The sequence below is a fragment of the Chryseobacterium sp. 22458 genome (assembly GCF_052044975.1).
Taxonomy (GTDB): domain Bacteria; phylum Bacteroidota; class Bacteroidia; order Flavobacteriales; family Weeksellaceae; genus Chryseobacterium.
In genome coordinates this window covers 1,477,674-1,496,973 of the sequence record NZ_JBQEOA010000001.1, presented here as the reverse complement: position 1 = coordinate 1,496,973, position 19,300 = coordinate 1,477,674, and the positions used below count along the sequence as shown (strand labels likewise).

18 protein-coding genes are annotated in these 19,300 nt (G+C 37.6%); 12 read left to right on the top strand and 6 right to left on the bottom strand.

Going from position 1 to position 19,300, the window contains the following annotated elements; genetic code table 11:
• The first annotated feature begins 57 nt into the window (after positions 1–57).
• The 3 genes from ACTJJF_RS06655 (at position 58) to ACTJJF_RS06645 (ending at position 3,027) form a co-directional block, all read left to right on the top strand.
• Complete coding sequence (locus ACTJJF_RS06655; protein ID WP_440699114.1) at positions 58–615, top strand: DNA-3-methyladenine glycosylase I; 558 nt, start codon at positions 58–60, stop codon at positions 613–615.
• A gap of 255 nt (positions 616–870) precedes the next feature.
• Complete coding sequence (locus tag ACTJJF_RS06650; protein WP_440699113.1) at positions 871–2,145, top strand: hypothetical protein; 1,275 nt, start codon at positions 871–873, stop codon at positions 2,143–2,145.
• A 120-nt stretch (positions 2,146–2,265) separates the two neighbouring features.
• On the top strand, positions 2,266–3,027 hold the full coding sequence (locus tag ACTJJF_RS06645) for a hypothetical protein (RefSeq protein ID WP_440699112.1): 762 nt from the start codon (positions 2,266–2,268) through the stop codon (positions 3,025–3,027).
• A 252-nt stretch (positions 3,028–3,279) separates the two neighbouring features.
• On the opposite strand, the gene ACTJJF_RS06640 is transcribed toward ACTJJF_RS06645, so the two are convergent.
• Together ACTJJF_RS06640 and ACTJJF_RS06635 are read right to left on the bottom strand one after the other, a co-directional pair.
• Positions 3,280–4,134: a nucleoside phosphorylase gene (locus tag ACTJJF_RS06640; protein WP_065397584.1), complete on the bottom strand. Its 855-nt coding sequence runs from the start codon at positions 4,132–4,134 to the stop codon at positions 3,280–3,282.
• 21 nt (positions 4,135–4,155) lie between these two features.
• Entirely contained in the window at positions 4,156–4,647 is a 492-nt protein-coding gene (locus tag ACTJJF_RS06635) for a hypothetical protein (protein WP_312301509.1), read from the bottom strand.
• Between the two features lie 230 nt (positions 4,648–4,877).
• Between ACTJJF_RS06635 and ACTJJF_RS06630 the strand changes: the two genes are divergently transcribed.
• Entirely contained in the window at positions 4,878–6,707 is a 1,830-nt protein-coding gene (locus ACTJJF_RS06630) for a cytochrome-c peroxidase (RefSeq protein WP_440699111.1), read from the top strand.
• Positions 6,708–6,843: 136 nt separating this feature from the next.
• On the opposite strand, the gene ACTJJF_RS06625 is transcribed toward ACTJJF_RS06630, so the two are convergent.
• Positions 6,844–7,254, bottom strand: coding sequence for a helix-turn-helix transcriptional regulator (locus tag ACTJJF_RS06625; RefSeq protein WP_440699110.1), 411 nt, complete (start codon positions 7,252–7,254; stop codon positions 6,844–6,846).
• A gap of 364 nt (positions 7,255–7,618) precedes the next feature.
• On the opposite strand from ACTJJF_RS06625, the gene ACTJJF_RS06620 reads away from it, so the two are divergent.
• Positions 7,619–9,769, top strand: coding sequence for an alkaline phosphatase PhoX (locus ACTJJF_RS06620; protein ID WP_440699109.1), 2,151 nt, complete (start codon positions 7,619–7,621; stop codon positions 9,767–9,769).
• A gap of 144 nt (positions 9,770–9,913) precedes the next feature.
• Positions 9,914–10,813, top strand: a complete 900-nt coding sequence (locus ACTJJF_RS06615; RefSeq protein ID WP_312301520.1) for a leucine-rich repeat domain-containing protein — start codon at positions 9,914–9,916, stop codon at positions 10,811–10,813.
• A 2-nt stretch (positions 10,814–10,815) separates the two neighbouring features.
• Here ACTJJF_RS06615 and ACTJJF_RS06610 read toward each other — a convergent pair whose 3' ends face one another.
• Entirely contained in the window at positions 10,816–11,139 is a 324-nt protein-coding gene (locus tag ACTJJF_RS06610) for a translation initiation factor (protein ID WP_047099033.1), read from the bottom strand.
• Positions 11,140–11,338: 199 nt separating this feature from the next.
• Here ACTJJF_RS06610 and ACTJJF_RS06605 point away from each other — a divergent pair, with 199 nt between their 5' ends.
• From ACTJJF_RS06605 to ACTJJF_RS06580, 6 genes are all read left to right on the top strand, one after another.
• The gene (locus ACTJJF_RS06605; protein ID WP_440699108.1) at positions 11,339–12,268 is read left to right on the top strand and encodes a DUF2268 domain-containing putative Zn-dependent protease; all 930 of its coding nucleotides are present in this window, start codon (positions 11,339–11,341) and stop codon (positions 12,266–12,268) included.
• A gap of 245 nt (positions 12,269–12,513) precedes the next feature.
• The gene (gene gpmI / locus ACTJJF_RS06600) at positions 12,514–14,055 is read left to right on the top strand and encodes a 2,3-bisphosphoglycerate-independent phosphoglycerate mutase (protein ID WP_440699107.1); all 1,542 of its coding nucleotides are present in this window, start codon (positions 12,514–12,516) and stop codon (positions 14,053–14,055) included.
• Between the two features lie 149 nt (positions 14,056–14,204).
• Positions 14,205–15,182, top strand: a complete 978-nt coding sequence (locus tag ACTJJF_RS06595; RefSeq protein WP_065397591.1) for an acyl-ACP desaturase — start codon at positions 14,205–14,207, stop codon at positions 15,180–15,182.
• A gap of 97 nt (positions 15,183–15,279) precedes the next feature.
• Entirely contained in the window at positions 15,280–15,711 is a 432-nt protein-coding gene (locus ACTJJF_RS06590) for a BT0820 family HAD-type phosphatase (RefSeq protein ID WP_312301533.1), read from the top strand.
• A gap of 154 nt (positions 15,712–15,865) precedes the next feature.
• A complete protein-coding gene (gene map, locus ACTJJF_RS06585; protein WP_312301536.1) occupies positions 15,866–16,675 on the top strand; it encodes a type I methionyl aminopeptidase in 810 nt (269 codons plus the stop codon).
• Positions 16,675–17,442: a class I SAM-dependent methyltransferase gene (locus tag ACTJJF_RS06580; protein WP_440699106.1), complete on the top strand. Its 768-nt coding sequence runs from the start codon at positions 16,675–16,677 to the stop codon at positions 17,440–17,442. The genes map and ACTJJF_RS06580 overlap by 1 nt, the downstream gene beginning before the upstream one ends.
• Before the next feature lie 206 nt (positions 17,443–17,648).
• Here ACTJJF_RS06580 and ACTJJF_RS06575 read toward each other — a convergent pair whose 3' ends face one another.
• Positions 17,649–17,981: a DMT family transporter gene (locus tag ACTJJF_RS06575; protein WP_045496196.1), complete on the bottom strand. Its 333-nt coding sequence runs from the start codon at positions 17,979–17,981 to the stop codon at positions 17,649–17,651.
• Between the two features lie 401 nt (positions 17,982–18,382).
• Positions 18,383–18,946, bottom strand: a complete 564-nt coding sequence (locus ACTJJF_RS06570; protein WP_440699105.1) for a Crp/Fnr family transcriptional regulator — start codon at positions 18,944–18,946, stop codon at positions 18,383–18,385.
• Positions 18,947–19,300: the final 354 nt, after the last annotated feature.

Sequence of the window (19,300 nt, the reverse complement as noted above, 5' to 3'; positions counted from 1 at the left end):
TCTTTTGTTATACTTTTCTAAATCAGTATTAAATTTATCCTGTAAAAATTGATAATTATGGAAAAAATACGTTGCGGATGGTGCGAAAAAGATGATCTGTACAGAAAATATCATGATGAAGAGTGGGGAAGACCTGTATATGATGATAAAACAATATTTGAATTTCTCATTCTGGAAAGTTTTCAGGCCGGACTGAGTTGGTATACAATCCTGTCTAAAAGAGAAAACTTCAGAAAAGCTTTTGACAACTTTGATTATCATAAAATGGCTGCTTATTCTGATCAGAAAATAGAAGAACTGATGAATGATCCGGGTATCATCAGGAACAGGCTTAAAATACTGGCTGCCGTTACCAATGCCCAAAAATTCATGGAAGTTCAGACTGAATTTGGAAGCTTTTCCCAATACATATGGGGATTTCTAGACGGAAAACCTCTTGACAGGGTTCCTGAATCTTTGGCTGATGTTCCCGCCACTACAGAAATTTCCGATGCTATTTCCAAAGATTTGAAGAAGAGAGGATTTAAGTTTATGGGATCTACCGTTGTTTATGCTCATATGCAGGCTACGGGCATGGTGAATGATCATATTGAAAACTGTTTTACAAGAATATAATGAATTTAAATATTAATCATTTTTAAGTGATTTTTTTAATGATAATTAAATTTGGTGTTAATCACTTTAAGCCATTTTTTTCTTAATAGTTATGAATGCTAAGTTTTATAATGTGTTGGAAATTAAACAATTTTCAATTATTGGTGAGTAAATGTATGATTACTCACTTTTAAGTGTTTTTAATTATTGAATCAGTAAAAATATTATTGATTTATTAAAAAATATGTATATTTGCATCCTCAAAAAACATAGTTGATGCAAAAAAATTGTAAATTTTGGTTAAGCCTTCTTTCTCTGCTGTTTAGTTTTGCTTTACATGCTCAGGTGGGGATCGGTTTACCAAATCCTGATCGTTCAGCTATGTTGCATATCAGTGCAAAAGATAAAGGAATATTATTACCCAGCATTGCTTTGACCTCAACTACGGATAATGTTACGGTACCTGCTCCGGCAGACGGGCTGATCGTATGGAATAATGGTAATGGGGGCTTTGCAGAAGCGGGATTTTACTACTGGTATCATTCAAAATGGAATAAACTCTTATCCAATACTGCTGAAACCACTAAAGGTGATGGTGAAAGCTGGAATCTTACCGGTACCAACGTGGGAAACTATGGAGGTGCCAATACCAATCTGTCATTAGGAACAAAAACACGGGATGATCTCGTCTTTAAGGTGAATTCTTCAACAGCCGGCAGATTGGGAGCTGATAATTCTGTAAGCTTTGGGCTCGGGGCAGATGCAGGACAGAATGGAATTGCCATCGGAAGTTCAAGTTCAGCATTTCAGGGCATATCAATTGGTAGTGCAGCAGCCGTTTCAGCTAATGATGCACTGGCAATAGGAAATAAATCTATAGCCGGAGGATTCAAATCAACAGCCATAGGATATAATGCACAAACCGGCAATAATGAATCCACTGCCATCGGAAACCACGCTTCGGCAACAGGATTTCAGTCTATAGCGCTGGGATATAATGCAAAAACCAATACAAATAGTGAGACCGCTTTAGGATATAATGCTGTTACCAACAGTCAAAACTCAACTGCAATAGGTTCGGGAGCTAATGCTTCGGGGCAATATTCGACAGCGATAGGATATGGAGCAACGACCTCACAGGCCAATACCATTGTGCTGGGGAATAATGATGTAAATGTAGGTATTGGCACGGGGGCTCCGAATATGTCTGCAAAACTGGATGTGAACGGGCAATATAAACTGGGAGAAAAGGGTACTGTGCAGAAAAACCAGATCACTTTCGAGGTATGGCCCGGAGTTTCTATCCATAATATGCCGCCGGGAAAATCTACAACCGTTGAGATTACGGTTCCGGCAGCTATGCAGCCCGGGTCTACAAGAGCTGTAGTAACAGTTTCTCCTGCCGGGGATTTTGCAGGAAATTCTTCCTTTTCAATTTCAAATCCAAGGCTGGTTTCAACGTCCAGGATTGCGATTAATCTTACCAATATATCAGGAAGTGCAGATAGTTTATATTCAGCACATTTTTATGTGATGATCAATGAATTTTAATTGAGATAATAAGTTTTATTATAGTTGATATGGTGTTAGGGCTTCCTTTGGGAAGTCCTTTTATTTTCTTATCCTGTTTATTTTTGAAATACATATCGTTAATATCATTATTTTTGGAATATGAAGAAAATAGGAATCATCGGCTACGGCTGGCTTGGGGAGAGAATCGCTAATGCCATGTCTGGTAAATATGAATTGTATACCACAACAACTACACCGGATAAAGCAAAAGAACTGAATGACAGAGGGATGAATGCAACAGTAGTTTCTTTTCCGGATTTTCAATTGGAAAAACCATTGCCGCAATGGGATGTCATTGAGAGTCTTGATGTTTTAATGATTACCATTCCGGTTTCAGAAAAAAGCTGCTGTGTAAGTTCTTTGTATAACAGGATCCGGAATTTATCATCATTTATTGGGAATTTTAAAGGGCAAATGTTTCTGATGAGTTCAACCGGAGTATATCCGGATGTTGCGAAGGAACTGACAGAGGAAGATATGCCTATTGAAAAAGTTTCAGGAGAAAGAATAGTAAGAAACACATATCCACAGACCAATATTCTGAGATTAGCCGGTTTGATGGGAGACAACAGACTGCTTAAAAATTATAATATAGCTGCTTTAGATGCTCCTGTTAATCATATTCATTATACTGATATCTGTTCGGCGATCATAAAAATGATTGAAAATGGATCAGAAGGAAAGCTCTACAATATCAGCGCTCCTCTTCACCCATCCAAAGATGCTGTGGTTCATGCCCAGAAAAGCCTGCCATTTGCCGAGGAAACAGAACCGGAAGGCAGAAAAATAATTTCCACAAAAATGATGACTGAACTGGATTTTGTATTTCAGTATGCTGACCCGAGGACTTTCCATTTGTAAGCATTGATTGTTGTTAAGTTATTTTTACTTACAGAATTTCTATTGATATCTTTGTGATTCCTAAGGAATCTCTGTGTTGTTTTTAACGTTTATATTTTGATTTCTACGGAATGAAAAGATGAGTGGTGAGTTTCAATGAATCATGAAATGAACAAAATTTTACAATAAAATTCCACTGGCTCTGGCTAAAACCATAAAAAATACCTCCGGAAATTTTTTCCGGAGGTATTTTTTTATAGGTAAATAAAATAATTACTTAATAATTCTGTCAAGCACCCATGTAATCAGGTTCTTTTCAGAAGCATGATGATCTGCAGAGAATTCTCCACGTCTTCTGTTGGCAATAACGTTATTTACAGTGATCGCTTTGTGACCCAACAATTTGGAAAGAGCATAGATCGCAGAAGTTTCCATCTCGAAATTGGTTATGCCAAGGTCATTTAATGTTTCAAGGAACTGATCATCCACTGCTTTTAAACGAAGCTGTCTTCCCTGTGGCGCATAGAACCCCGGGAATGTTGCCGTATTTCCGTGGTATTTGGCATCTTTATAATATTCTCCCATTTCTTCTGCCCAGTCTGAAAAATAAAGCATAGGCTTGATTCTTTCATAAGGGAATCTTTCAAGGAAGCTTTTAGAAAACTCATTTTCAAAGTTGTAATCCTGGTAGAAATGCATCAGCCCGTCCAATCCTACAACATTCTGGGTAACCAGCATATTGTCTACCTGTACATCAGGATTTACACTGCCGCATGTTCCCATACGGAATAGCTCAAGGGCTTTGTGTTCCGTTTTGAACTCTTTGTTCTTCAGGTCGATGTTCACCAAAGCATCCAGCTCGTTCATCACGATATCGATGTTTTCTGTACCAATACCGGTTGACATTACGGTGATTCTTTCACCACGAAGCGTTCCTGTATGAGTGTAAAATTCTCTTTTATTTTTTTTGATCTCTACCGTATCAAAATATTTTGAAACTTTTGCTACTCTGTCCGGGTCACCTACAAGGATGATTTTGTCAGCAATATCTTCAGGTAAAAGATTTAAGTGGTATACACTTCCGTCTTCATTCAGAACAAGTTCTGAGGCAGCAAGTTTGTTTAGCATAATATGTATATTTTTTGTTTTTTAATTAATGAGAATAGCATCTTTATAAGGAGAGGCCATCACTTCGTAGATGTCATTGTATTCTTCTACAATTCTTTTCTGGCCGTTCATTACTTCATATACGGTAACTACGGTCTTTTCGATGTTTTTAGGGTCTTTTCTTTGTGAGGTGACTTCGTAGAAATGATTGTCTTTTTGCAAAACGGAAATCAGTTCTTCTTTGGTAGAATTGTTGGAAGCCATCATTCCGGGGAACTCCATTACAATGTCTTTAAGATCCGTATACGTTTTATAAGGTTTGGTAACCCCGTTGGAATAAACATAAACATTAGGAATGGCTTTATCTTTCTCAAGACGTACCAGGTAATAATCATTCCCTTTTTTTTCAGCATACACGGCCATTTCCTGTTTCTTTTCAGACTGTTGTACCTGCTGCTGCGGTTTTTTCTTCTGTGAAAATGCCGTCATAGAAAGGAAGCTGGCAGCAAAGGCAATCAATAGCTTTGTTTTCATAATACTATTTTAGTTTTTGATGTGTTGAATTTAATTAAAATAATCCTCTCCCAATATCTCCTCACCATTATTTTACCGGTATTTTGGAACAACCGGCTTTTTCAGAATAATGAATTTTGATTTCGGGGTTTAAAATTAGTGAAAAATATGATACCGGAAATATAAACATTATTTAATCTGCTATTAAAACTGAGATAACATCAGATGAATACTTTTGCGCCTAAAAATTCATGAGATCGTATCCACTGCTTGTTGTTATCCTTCTGATAGGGTTTGCAGTAATGTCTTTCAATCCGGTTTATAAAGGAAAAGAAAGTGAAAATACATTTGTTAATCAGGGGCTTTCTGACTTTAAGACTCAACTTGAGAAGCTGAAATCAGATGTCCGCAAGTTTTCAGAAGACAGGATTACCCTTGAAGAATTACGGAAATCGTTGAGCAGTACGAGAAACTCATTCAAAGAAATTGAATTTTACATCGCTTATCATTATCCGGAATTTACCAAAACCCATCTGAATGCAGCGCCGTTATTTCATATAGAGGCTGCAGGAACCTCAGCTTATACATTGCCGCCGGAAGGTCTGCAGGTCCTGGATGAACTGATTTTTTCAGAAGAAGCAGGAGATGAAAAAGAAAAAATAAAGACCATCACCGATTTTTTATACAACAGCTATTCAAAATTCTACCTCAGCTCAGTGAAAAACGGCTTGAGCAAAGGAAACAACAGAACATTGCCTTTACGCATTGAGCTTATCAGGATCTATTCATTAGGAGTAACCGGCTTTGATACTCCGGGATCTTTAAATATTTCTGAAGAAGCAGAACACGCACTTTCGGGAATGCAGAAATACCTCAATGATGATCCTTATTTCAGGAATTATGATACCCGGAAGGCTGATCAGATTTTAACAGAAGCGATAAGCTATCTTTCAAAAAATACTGATTTTGAAACTTTCGACAGGATAGAATTTTATAAAAAATACATACAGCCGTTGTACGAAGAACTGGGTAGGTGGGACGGAAGACCTGATGATCTCAAAGAGTTTTCCGGATGGAATGTAGGTAATAAGAATTTTTTCAGCAGTGATTTTCTGGATCCCTATTTTTATACTTTATTGAAATCTTCAGAAGATAATCCGGAACTCCGTAATCTGGGTCAATCAATTTTCTATGATCAGAATTTGAGCGGAAACGGAAAAATGAGCTGTGCCACATGTCACCTTCAGGAAAATGCATTTACAGACCTTAAAGCCAGGTCGCAAAGCAATGTAGAAGGGAAAACAGTGCTGCGAAACTCACCATCCTTATATAATGCAGTTTTTGCCAAAAGATTTTTCTATGACCTGCGGGCTTTCTATCTTGAGCAGCAGGCAGAGCATGTAATCTATAATGAAGAGGAATTTAATACAAGCTATGAAAGTATTATTAAGAAAATGAAAACAAACCCTGAATATAAAAAAGTATTCCGCAAGGCGTTCAAAGACGGAAATATCAGTAAGGAGAACTTTTCCAAAGCTTTAAGCTCATATGTGGCTTCTTTGTATTCTTTCGACAGTGATTTTGACCGTTTTATGAGAAATGAAAAGAATGTTTCTGATGATGTGAAAAAGGGATTCAACCTGTTTATGGGGAAAGCGAATTGTGCTACCTGCCATTTTGCTCCTCATTTTTCCGGATTGGTACCGCCGTTTTTCAATGAAAATGAATCTGAAGTTTTAGGTGTCACAACCAAACCGATCAAACAGACTCCTATAGAACTGGATCAGGATTTGGGAAGAGGAAACAGCCCGGTGAAAAAAGAAAAATCATGGATTTATGATTATTCATTCAAAACAGTAACGGTCAGAAATATTGCCCTTACAAAACCTTATTTCCATAACGGAGCGTTTAATACGTTAGAAGAAGTACTCGATTTTTACAATGAAGGCGGCGGAGAAGGCTTAGGATTAAAAATGAAAAATCAAACGCTGGCTCCGGATAAACTGAACCTGACCGAACCAGAAATCAAACAGATTATTGCCTTTCTGAATGCACTTACGGATGTGAGTAAAGCGAAATAGACGGGATGTGTCACTCGGGATAGGTAGTACGATATTGTTTTTAATAAAACCAGGCTAAACTCTGAAACTTGTGTAAATGTCTACACTGGTTTCGGAATTTAGCCTGAAATTATTTTACAGATCGGGTCAATCTGTTTTATTTTGTTTGAATCAGCTTTTCCAGCTTATCAATCATTTCCTGCTGTTGCTTCAGCATACGCTCATAAAGTTCAATCATTTTGTCAAGAGGATTGAAAGTGGGTTGATTATTAAAAAAGGCAGGTTGTTGACAATTATCAAAAGAGGCTGTATTGGAAATAATGTTTATCGCTTGTTCTTCATCAAAATTCTCAATTGCTTCTGCCGGAACTTTAAGAATCTGAGCCACTTGAGCGAGAATATCAGACTCTACTGTTTCTTTTTGTTCCAAAAGAGAGATTTTCTTCTGATTCCAGTCGTCTCCTAATTCAAAGGCTAAGGCTTCCTGTTTGATACCCAGCATTTCACGGAAACGTTTGATATTTCTGCCCTGATGTATTTTTTTATTTTGCATAGCTGTGTCAATCATAATAACAAATATAAAGGTTTAAAAGATATGAATAAAGCTTGTTTTTAAAATAAATTATCTTCTAAAATATTCTTGTTTTCGAATAAAATTTCTCTTCTTTTACTGTTTTAGCTTGTTGAACATAACTGTTTTGAACCAATAAACAAATATGATAAACATACATGCCCATTAGAACATACAATAATTGTCTTTACATCCTACTCAAAACCCGAATCTCGAACCCCGTATCATTTAACACAAACTTAATCTCCTTAACATTAGGTTTTAAATTAATTAATATTCACGAATCTATATTTAAAATCCTATTAACAGAGGACGATTCTGAAAAAAATAGTTTTGCAGGGTCTAATAAATCAAATAAAAAATGAAGAAAAAACTACTAACAATCGGAGCCCTGGCTTTATTGGCGAGTACGGGAATCCATGCACAGACTTTCCTGTTCAATCAGGGAACATCCTGGAGCTACAAAGACAACAACCAGGCTCAGCCCGCCGGCTGGAATGCTAAAACCTATGATGTTTCATCCTGGGCTACGGGAAATGCACCACTGGGATATGGTGATCCTGTAACAACTACGATCAGTTCAGGGCTTACTACAGCATATTTTGCAAAGGATTTCACGGTAGACCTTTCTGCTCTTTCAGATAATATGGAGCTTGGAGTGATGAGAGATGACGGGATTGTAGTGTACCTTAACGGTGAAGAAGTAGTAAGAGACAATATGCCTGCTGGGGTGATTACTTTCAATACGTTTTCCAGTACAATCATTGACGGGGCGGCAGAAAATGTGTACAATATTTTCTCTATTCCGAAATCAAAATTCGTAAACGGTGTCAACAGGATTTCTGTTGAGTTACATAACAGAAGTGCAACCAGTTCAGATCTCAGAATTGATGCCTATCTTAAAACAACAGCCACTACTACAACACCTGTAGCCTGTAACGGAACCCACATCAGCTGCTTTACTTCTATTGTGCCTACTGCACAGACAGACAAACTGATCATTCCGGCAGAACACAAATACCAGCTTATTTTAAAAGAGGGTGACAGCTATACAGAAGGCGGAGGTCTGGTAGGAGGTCAGAATGACTTTACGGGATATGTTGCCAAAGCAGGAAGCAGTACCAACGGGTATCTTTCCGTAAACCATGAAACCAACCCTGGTGGAGTTACCATGGCAGAGATCAACTATAACGGCGCAACCAAACTTTGGGAACTGACCAAATCAAGAGCAGTAAGCTTCTCAGATCCAAGTCTTGTACAGACGATCAGAAACTGTTCAGGTGGTGTTACCCCTTGGGGAACTATCGTGACCGCTGAAGAATCTGTTACTTCAAATGATGTAAATGCTGATGGGTACAAAGATTACGGCTGGCTGGTTGAAATAGACCCTGCAACCGCTCAGGTGATCTCTAAAAACCCTAACGGAACCAAAGGTAAACTTTGGCAGATGGGAATCATGAACCATGAAAATGTAGTGATCAACAATGCAGGAACGGTAGCTTACTACGGAGAAGACGGTGGAACCCACATGGTGTATAAATATGTGATGGATACTCCGAATGACCTTTCTTCAGGAAACCTTTATGTATTAAAACTAGATCAGGGATTAACGGCAGGAGATCCTACAGTGTCTACTGCCACATGGATTCAGGTTCCGAATAAAGAAAAAACAGATCAGAACAATACAGCGCAACTGGCATTGTCATTAGGAGGAACAAGATTCAATGGGGTGGAAGATGTGGATATCAGCCCTCTGGATGGCAGAATCTACTTCACAGCAAAAGGATTGGATAAAGTATACCGTTTAAAGGATGACGGAGCAACGGCATCACAGGTAGAAACATTTGTAGGAGGAGCCAACTCAGTATATTCTTTCAATACTGCTCAGGGAATGAAGTCTGAAGCGTGGGGAGATGGAAATGATAACCTTACTTTTGATGAACTTGGTAACCTTTGGGTGCTTCAGGATGGTGGTAAAAACTATATCTGGGTAATTGCCCCTGATCATACACAGGCTAATCCGAAAGTGAAACTGTTTGCTTCCATGCCGGCAGGTGCAGAACCTACAGGACTTACATTTACTCCGGATCATAAATTTGGTTTCTTCTCAATCCAGCATCCGGATTCAACAATCTCTACGGATGTGGATGCTACAGGAAACACTATCAACTATAAAGGCAAGTCTGCAACGATTGTGATTGCTCTTAAAAATAACTTAGGAATCGAAGGTTCCTTGGGAACAATTGAAAACAAAACGGCTGAAAATACGGTATCAATAGCACCTAATCCTACTTCAGGAATGGTGAAGATCAATTCTGCAAAAGGATTGAAAGATATTACAGTAACAGCTTACAGCTTAGACGGAAAAATCGTTTATACAAAGAAGTTCAACGGTACCAATACCTCTTTGAATCTGGACTTTACACAACAGTTGGAAGGTTCACGTGTTTTAGTATTGAATATTGAAGCAGAAGGAGGTTTCCAGAAGACTGTAAAACTTTTAAAGAAGTAAACTATCAGTAATTCAGGAGTTCCGGCAGCAAAGCTGCCGGAACTCCTTTCTGTTTTTTAAATACCCTGCATCATTAAGAAAAATGAAATGACAAAGCATCTGATGCAATTGCACAGGCATTTAAAAAACTATAAATATTTTTATATGAAAAAGCTTTTTTTATTCATCTCCATTCTGGCAATTTCTCAGGCAAAAGCCCAGATCGATCCGGTAAAATATCCTACTTTTACCAATATTGAAGATGCTTTAAACAGTAAAAAAGCTGTTTACAGTGTAAGCTTCAGAGAAAAAGGAATGTTCAACCTTCCTCCACAGATCGTAAAGCTGGATTCATTGTTTTTCCTGAATATTATGGCCAATAAGCTTGAAAAAATGGATCAGGAGCTGTTTGCACTAAAAGAGCTGGAAATATTGAATGTCAACGAAAACAGTATTAAATATATTCCTGATGAAATCGGACAGCTTAAAAAACTGACCACTTTCTCCATGAATCTGAACAGTCTGACTGGTATTAATCCTAATCTGGCAAAGCTACAGAATTTAAAAGTCGTTCATTTTGATGCCAATAATCTGAATGTCTTTCCCGAGGCCCTGATGAATATTCCTGCATTGGAAGAAATTAACCTGCAGGGAAACCAGATCAGCTTTATTGCAGACGGGCTTTACAGGATCAGAAATTTAAAATTCCTGAACCTTTCCGATAATCAGATTAATGATCTCGGAAACTTATCTTTTCCCAAAAACTTAAAATATCTTGAACTGCAGCAAAATGCGATTGCAAAACTTCCGGAAAACCTGTTTAAGGCTAAAAACCTTGAATTCCTGAATGTAAGCGGAAACAATATCACAGAAATACCCCCCGGAATAAAAGGACTGAAAAATGTAGTCAGCATGAATCTGGCCAACAATAATCTGAAAGATATTCCTGTAGAAATCAGTCAGCTGAAAAATCTGAAAACCTTGATTCTTACAGGAAATCCTATAGAAAAAAATAAAATTGAAAATTTAAAGACCTTACTGCCGGATACCCGGATCTATTTCTAGATCTACCCGCCAACACGTTTGGTCTTGTATCCCATTTCTTTAAGGATATTCATTATTTTATCACGGTTATCTCCTTGAATGATGATCGTTCCATCCTTCTCAGAACCGCCTATGCCTAAGGTGGTTTTTATTTTCTTTGAGATTTTTTTAAGGTCTTCTTCACTGCCTTCCCAGCCTTCAACAATCGTTACAGGCTTACCGTTTCTCCCTTTTTTCTCAAATTTGCATACCAAAGGTTCCTTCTGCTTGAATGCTTCTTCAGGCATCTCAAAATCCTGCTCTTCATGATCAGGAAAAAGATTCTTCAATTGATCTCGTAAATCCATAGAGCAAAATTAAAAAGATTTACTGATTAATAAATAAAATTTATAAAATAATATGCTGGCTTTTCCGGAAATATTTGGTCTGATAATCTTCTGAAGTCATGTAAAATAAATATATAATTTCCCCTCATATGAAGATAAATCTCAGGTTATGCTGAAGTTTTTTATATTTTTGACGGATTTTATAACTTAAAAAACTAATATGAAAACCAACCACCTTGTTGCTGTTTTGCTACTGACTTTTGGAATCTCCAAAGCTCAGACCGCTTTCTCCGGTGATCCGCTAAATGCTGTATTTGAAACAAAAGATACCTACCGCTTCTGGAAAGCATTTGATACAATGGAAACTTCTAAAGAAAATCCGTTTGCTGACTATGTAAAAGATGGCTCTCCGGGAGTGAAAGGTTTTACAAAATTCAGAATCATCAATGCCGATTCATTATATTCAAAAGTAAAAAAGAGAAGGGAAGACTATCTGAAAAGCCGTAATGTGCTGGCTGGGATAAATCAAAAGGAAAAAAAGACAAGGGCAATCTACAGTGCCCTGAAATACTGGTATCCGGAAGCTAAATTTCCACCGGTATATTTTGTATACGGAAGATTTAATTCCGGAGGAACGTCCTCTAATGATGGAATTATCATCGGGACTGAAATGCTTAAAAACCTTGACGGCATTACCGGACTTATTGCTCATGAGCTGATCCACTTTGAACAGAATGTTGAAGGAAAAAACACTTTACTGAAACAATCTTTAGTAGAAGGCGGAGCAGATTTCATCGGGGAATTTATCTCCGGGGAACATATCAATCCCGTACCGTTCCAATATGGGGAGGCCCATTCTGATAGATTGTTCAAAGAATTTGTATCTATTCTGAAACAGGAAGAGCAGAAAGATTGGCTGTACGGAGTGAGTAAAAAAGATGACCGTCCCAATGACCTTGGATATTGGATAGGATATAAAATTACCGAAGCTTATTTCAATAAACAGACAGACAAACATAAGGCGATTCATGATATTCTGAATATTAAAAACCCTCTGTTATTCCTGAAAGAAAGTGGGTTTCTGGATCGCTATATCCAGGAATATACAAAGAAAAATAAAATGAAGTTCGACGACTTTTTTAAAGATTAGAACGGATTAGACAATCAGAATACTTTGATATAGAAGCGTTTTGAAATACAATAATTTATCAATCTGCGAAATCAGCATAATCTGCGAGACTTATTATTCTCTTACAGATCCTGTTGATTTTGCAGATTTTTTTTCTTTTATCCGATGCAGTATATAGAATAAAATGGAGATAAATAAAATTCAGGAGTCCAAATTCTTCTATTCATCGGAAATTCGGTAAATTTGTATAACAAAAGTTTTACAAAATGTCGAAAAAAGCAATACTGGCAATTCTTGACGGATGGGGATTGGGAACAAACCCGGACGTTTCCGCAATAGATAAAGCAAATACACCATTTATAGACAGCTGTTACCAAAAATTTCCTCATACTACCCTTGAAGCGAGCGGCCTTGCTGTAGGTCTTCCTGCAGGTCAGATGGGAAATTCTGAAGTAGGGCATATGAACCTGGGAGCCGGAAGAGTAGTGTACCAGAACCTGGTAAAACTGAATATGGCAGTGGAGAACGGAACGTTAGGCCAGGAAAAGGTCATTCAGGATGCATTTGAATATGCTAAAAAAGAAAACAAAAAAGTACACTTCATCGGTTTGGTTTCCAACGGAGGTGTACATTCACATATCAATCACTTAAAAGGGTTACTGACTGCAGCAAAAGATTTCGGCTTGAATGAAAATGTCTTTGTTCACGCCTTTACAGACGGAAGAGATTGCGATCCGCATTCAGGACTTGGATTTATTGATGAGCTTCAGAAACATATGGAGGCTACCACCGGAAAGCTGGCAACCGTTGTGGGAAGATATTATGCGATGGACAGAGATAAAAGATGGGAACGTGTAAAGCTTGCCTATGATGCCCTTGTAGAAGGTATAGGAGAGCAGACTACAGACGCCCTGGCAGCAATCCGTACTTCGTATGACAATAATGTAACCGATGAGTTCCTTAAACCTGTCATTTTGGTGAATACAACGGCAACAGGAAACGTAGTGCCGGTTGCGAAGATCATTGACAATGATGTGGTGATCTGTTTCAATTTCCGTACAGACAGAGGTAGAGAAATCACAGAAGTGCTTTCACAGAAGGATTTCCCTGAATATGGAATGAAAAAGCTGAACCTTTATTATATTACATTGACAAACTATGATAAGACATTCCAGAATGTGCAGGTAGTATTTGATGAAAATGTACTGACGGAAACAATGGGGGAAGTCCTTGAAAAAAATGGCAAAACCCAGATCAGAATTGCAGAAACGGAAAAATATCCTCACGTAACCTTCTTCTTTTCGGGGGGAAGAGAACTTGAATTCAACGGCGAAAGAAGATTATTATGTCCAAGCCCGAAAGATGTTCCGACCTACGATTTGAAACCGGAAATGTCAGCCTATGATATTACCAATGCTATTGTTCCGGAACTGGAGCAGGGAACAGCTGATTTTGTCTGCCTGAACTTTGCCAATACAGATATGGTTGGCCATACAGGAGTTTTTGAAGCTGCTGTAAAAGCCGCAGAAACCGTAGATAAATGCATCGAAAAAGTGGCAACAACCGCTTACGAAAACGGATATGCTGTCTTCATCCTTGCAGACCATGGAAATTCAGACGTGATGATCAATGCAGACGGAACACCTAATACCCAGCACTCTACCAATCTGGTACCTTTTATCGTGATGGATAAAGATCATGAATGGACGCTGAAGCCAGGAAAACTGGGCGATGTAGCGCCTACCATACTGAAAGTAATGGGGGTAGAAAGACCAAATGCCATGACAGGAGATATTTTAGTGAGCTAAAATTCGATAATAATGTTAAAAAAATGCCGTTATATTGATATATCGGCATTTTTTTATGATTTATGTCAGATAAGGTATGAGTTGCATACTTTATTATGCGCTAAATAATAAATAAATCATATCTTTGTTAATTAAAACTGAATATAAAAATGTATCAAAAGCTTGTTAGGAAAGAAGTAATGGGAATATTGGAAAAGGAAGTGAGTTCTTTTCTTGATAAATTTTTAACGCCAATTGAAAAAATTTGGCAGCCTTCCGATTATTTGCCTGATCCTTCAAGCGAAGAATTTAAACACGATTTAGAAGAAATTCAGACTTTTGCCCGTGAAATGCCTTACGATCTGTTTGTTACCCTGATCGGCGACTGTATTACAGAAGAAGCATTGCCTTCCTATGAATCCTGGCTGATGGGAGTTGACGGGATCAATCAGGAAGAAAAAGTGGGCTGGGCCAACTGGGTGAGAGCCTGGACTGCCGAAGAAAACAGACACGGAGATCTATTGAACAAATACCTTTATCTGTGCGGAAGAGTTAATATGAGAGAAGTAGAAATTACAACTCAATATTTAATCAATGACGGTTTCGATCTTGGAACCAGTATGGATCCGTACAGAAACTTTATCTATACAAGTTTCCAGGAAACAGCAACCAATATCTCTCACAGAAGAGTAGGTACACTGGCCAAACAGTCAGGAAACGGAAAACTGGCTAAAATGTGTGGGGTAATTGCAGCAGATGAAGCCAGACACGCAAAAGCTTACAAACATTTCGTAGCTAAAATCCTTGAAATAGACCCGTCGGAAATGATCCTTGCTTTTGAAGATATGATGCGTAAGAAGATCGTAATGCCGGCTCACCTGATGAGACAGTCAGGGCAGAAGGCAGGAGAGCTTTGGGGCCATTTCTCAGATGCTGCACAGAGATGTATGGTATATACCGGTCAGGATTATATCAATATTATGAAAGACCTTCTGGACGAATGGAAAATTGAGCATGTGAAAGGTCTTACAGAAAAAGCAGAGAAAGCCCAGGAATACCTGATGAAGCTTCCTGCAAGACTACAGAAGATCACAGACAGGGTTGCTACTCCGGATCTTCAGTTCCAGTTCAGCTGGGTAAAAAGCTGATAATTCTATATTATTATTAAATTATAAAAGTATTGAGTGCCTTTCTTTTTGGCACTCTTTTTATTTCTTATCTTTGCAAAGCTAAAAAATAAACAAAATGTTAAATAATAAAAAGATTGCTGTTGACTTTGACGGAACCATTGTGGATGATGCTTATCCGGCAATCGGGAAACCGAAAACCTTTGCTTTCGAGACGTTGAAAAGGCTTCAGGCTGAGGGCTACAGATTAATTCTTTGGACCTACAGACACGGAAAAACGTTAGATGAAGCGGTAGAGTTCTGCGCAAAGAACGGAGTTGAATTTTATGCCGTGAATTCAAGCTTTGAAGGTGAAGTTTTTGATTCTGAGAGCCAGTCCAGAAAACTGGATGCAGACTGGTTCATTGATGACAGGAATTTAGGAGGATTTCCGGGATGGGGTGAGATCTACAATATTATTCAGGAAAGAATCGAATTCCGTGTAGAAGGAAAAGAAGTTCTTGCCTATTCAAAACTTAAAAAAGAAAAGAAAAAAGGACTTTTTTGGTAGAATATAGAAATTAGAGGCTAGAAATTAGTTTTTAACGGCTAATAAAAGTTTCTGTTTTTTTATCAAAAAAAGTTTATAGATTGTTATAATATAGAAATACAGCATTATGCTGTAATCTAGCTTCTAACATCTAATATCTAACATCTATACAACAATGATTCAATTAAAAACGATAGACGAATTACGTCTGATGAAGGAGAGTGCCCGATTGGTTTCTAAAACATTGGGAATGTTGGCAAAAGAAATTAAACCGGGGATTACAACTTTATATTTAGATAAGCTGGCTCATGATTTTATTAAAGATCATGGGGCTGAACCTGCATTCTTAGGATATGGAGGTTTCCCGAATTCTCTTTGTATCTCCCCGAACGAACAGGTAGTTCATGGTTTCCCGAATAATGAAGTGGTAAAAGAAGGAGATGTTCTTTCCGTAGACTGTGGAGTGATCCTGAACGGATTTGTAGGAGATCATGCCTATACTTTTGAGATTGGTGAAGTAAAACCTGAAGTTAAAAAATTACTGCAGGTTACTAAAGAATCTTTATACAAAGGGATTGAGCAGGTGGTCAGAGGAAAAAGAATCGGAGATATTTCCCATGCCATCCAGGCACATTGTGAAAAAGAAGGTTATGGCGTAGTAAGAGAGCTTGTAGGCCATGGTTTAGGAAGAAAAATGCACGAAGATCCACAGGTTCCCAACTATGGAAGACAGGGAAGCGGGAAGGTTATCAAAGACGGTTTAGCCATTGCTATTGAACCGATGATCAACCTGGGTACGGAAAAAGTGAAATTTCATAATGACGGCTGGACGGTAACAACACTGGACAATATGCCATCAGCTCACTTTGAGCATGACGTAGCTGTAATTAATGGTAAGCCGGTATTGCTTTCTACATTTGATTATGTATATGAAGCTTTAGGGATTGTAAGTGACGAAGAAAAGCCGTTCCAACTGGATTTTTAATGAAAAAGGTTGCCAAGCTTTTACTGAATAAAATTCCACGTCCGATGCTGATCAAAATGAGCATCTGGGCAAGACCGCTTATCTATCAGCTTTTCAAAGGAGATCAGTTTTATGATCCTATTGACGGAAGGTCATACCGTAAATTTCTTCCATACGGATATGGGAAACAAAGGGAAAATGCCCTTTCTCCGGGTACATTAAGCCTGGAGAGGCACCGTCAGATGTGGTTATATCTTCAGAATGAAACTGATTTCTTTATTAAAAATTATAAAGTTCTTCACATTGCTCCTGAACAGGAATTTCTGAGAAAGTTCAAAAGAATGAGCAACCTGAACTATATTTCTGCAGACCTTTATTCTCCTATTGTGGACGTAAAGGCTGATATTCTGGCTTTACCATTTGAAGATGAAAGCTTTGATATCATTTTCTGTAACCATGTTCTTGAACATATTGAAGATGATGCCAAAGCGATGAGCGAGCTGTACAGGGTAATGAAGCCGGGAGGCTGGGGAATCCTTCAGGTTCCGATGAAAAATTCACTGGAGAAAACCTATGAAGATTTCAGTATCAAAGATCCTAAAGAACGCCAGAAACATTTCGGGCAGTATGATCATGTTCGCTGGTACGGGATGGATTATTTTGACCGTCTCGAAAAAGCAGGTTTCGAAACAGAAATTAATTTCTATTCTCAGAAATTTTCCGAAGAAGAAATTAAAAAATACGGGCTGAGAACCAACGAGATCTTACCCCTGGTCTATAAAAAATAATAAGAAAGTTGAAGCTGAAAAAGCTAAAATAAGAACCGTTTTCCATCATGAAAACGGTTTGTTTTTTATAGGTGATAGAATCAGATAAATATTGATGATGAATTGCTATCTGAAAAAATACTTTTTATATTTTTTGAAAAAAGCGAAACCGTCCTCGATAGCGAAGACGGTTTCATTTTTAAATATAGATAGAGTTTATGCACTTTTTAGTGTGATGAAGATACCGCTTTCAATCCTACCACAGAACCAATAAGGGTTACAATAAAGAATACTCTCCAGAAACTTACAGGATCTTTAAAGAAAATAATTCCCATTAAAGCAGTACCCACCGCTCCGATTCCGGTCCATACTGCATAGGCCGTACCGATAGGCAATGTCTGGGTTGCTTTGATCAGCAATAACATACTGATTGTCATCGTAATCAGAAATCCGGTATACCAAAGGTACATTTCAGTTCCTGATGTTTCTTTCGCCTTTCCTAAACATGAAGCGAATGCCACTTCAAATAAACCTGCGATAACTAATATTATCCAATTCATTTTTTTAAATTTTTCTTCTGCAAATTTCAGAATTTAACAGGAGAAAAAATTTTACAATTGTTAAAAAATAAAGACGAGGTAGAGTATTTAAAGTGAAAAGCCGGATACTGGAAGGGGAAAGTTATGATAGTCTGAATGGATAATATTCTATTTTCTTAACCAATAAATATTTTTAGAAAGGAAGCAGTTATTTACTTTTCTCTCAATGAGTAATCATTAATATGATATACCCGATAATATCAATAGGGGTGGACTTTAGTCCGCTTTCAATATAAAATTTTATTCCACTGGCTTTAGCCAAAACCTGAATCTTCCTTTGCCTTTAGATTGATTCACAAAATGTCAGGTATTTTCAAGACTTCCATCAACCATCTTCGTGCTTCCATCTTTAAAACAACATATTATTTAATCTCTGCCCTGATTCTGCTCAGACTTACCTGAGTAATTCCCAGATAAGACGCTATATAACCAAGCTGAACTCTTTTAAGCAAATCCGGTTGATAAGTAATAATGTCTTTATACCGTTCAAGAGAAGTTTTAAATTGTCTTGAAATAATAAGTTCCTCAGATTTTATCATTTCAGCTTCTGCAAGCTTTCGCCCCCAGTTGGCTATGTGAATATCTTCATTGAACAGCTTTTTAAGATTTTCTGTTTCCAGACGGTAAAGGTCGCAATCTTCCAGCAGTTCAATGCTTTCATAGCCAGGTTTGTCTTCCACATAACTTTTCATAGAAAGTACGCACTGGCCCTCGCTTCCAAACCAGAAGGTAATATCATTTTCCGAAGTGGAAGAATAGGCACGGGCAATTCCTTTACGGATGAAATAGACATAAGGAATTACCTTGTCGGCTTCCATCAGACAAAACCCCTTAGGATATGAAACTTCAGTAGTGTATTCTTTTAAGCTGTTTTTGGAAGCTTCAGGAAGAAGATAAATGGAATCGAGAATCTGGTCTATATTCATAAAGATGAATTCTAATATTCAAAAATATTAGTTTTAAGCAATGCGATACAAGATTATTCTATGTTTTTTTAGCACCCGCACCTCTTCAGTCCTTCAATTTTCAATTCTTCCAAAAGAAAATATTTATCTCTTTAATGGCTGTATTCTATTCTGATACTCATTAAATCTTTGATTTTAACTTCTGTGAGCTTCTTACCGTTCACTGTTAAACTTTCTAAAGTGCCCTTAAATGTTTAAAAAAACTTTTGTGACTTTTGTGGTTCAAACCAATTATGCTTAAAATTAAAGAATAAGTTCCCTTTTAAAGTCCTTTCCTAAAGTAAAATAAAGTCTAATAACTCTCTTTTTTCTTTT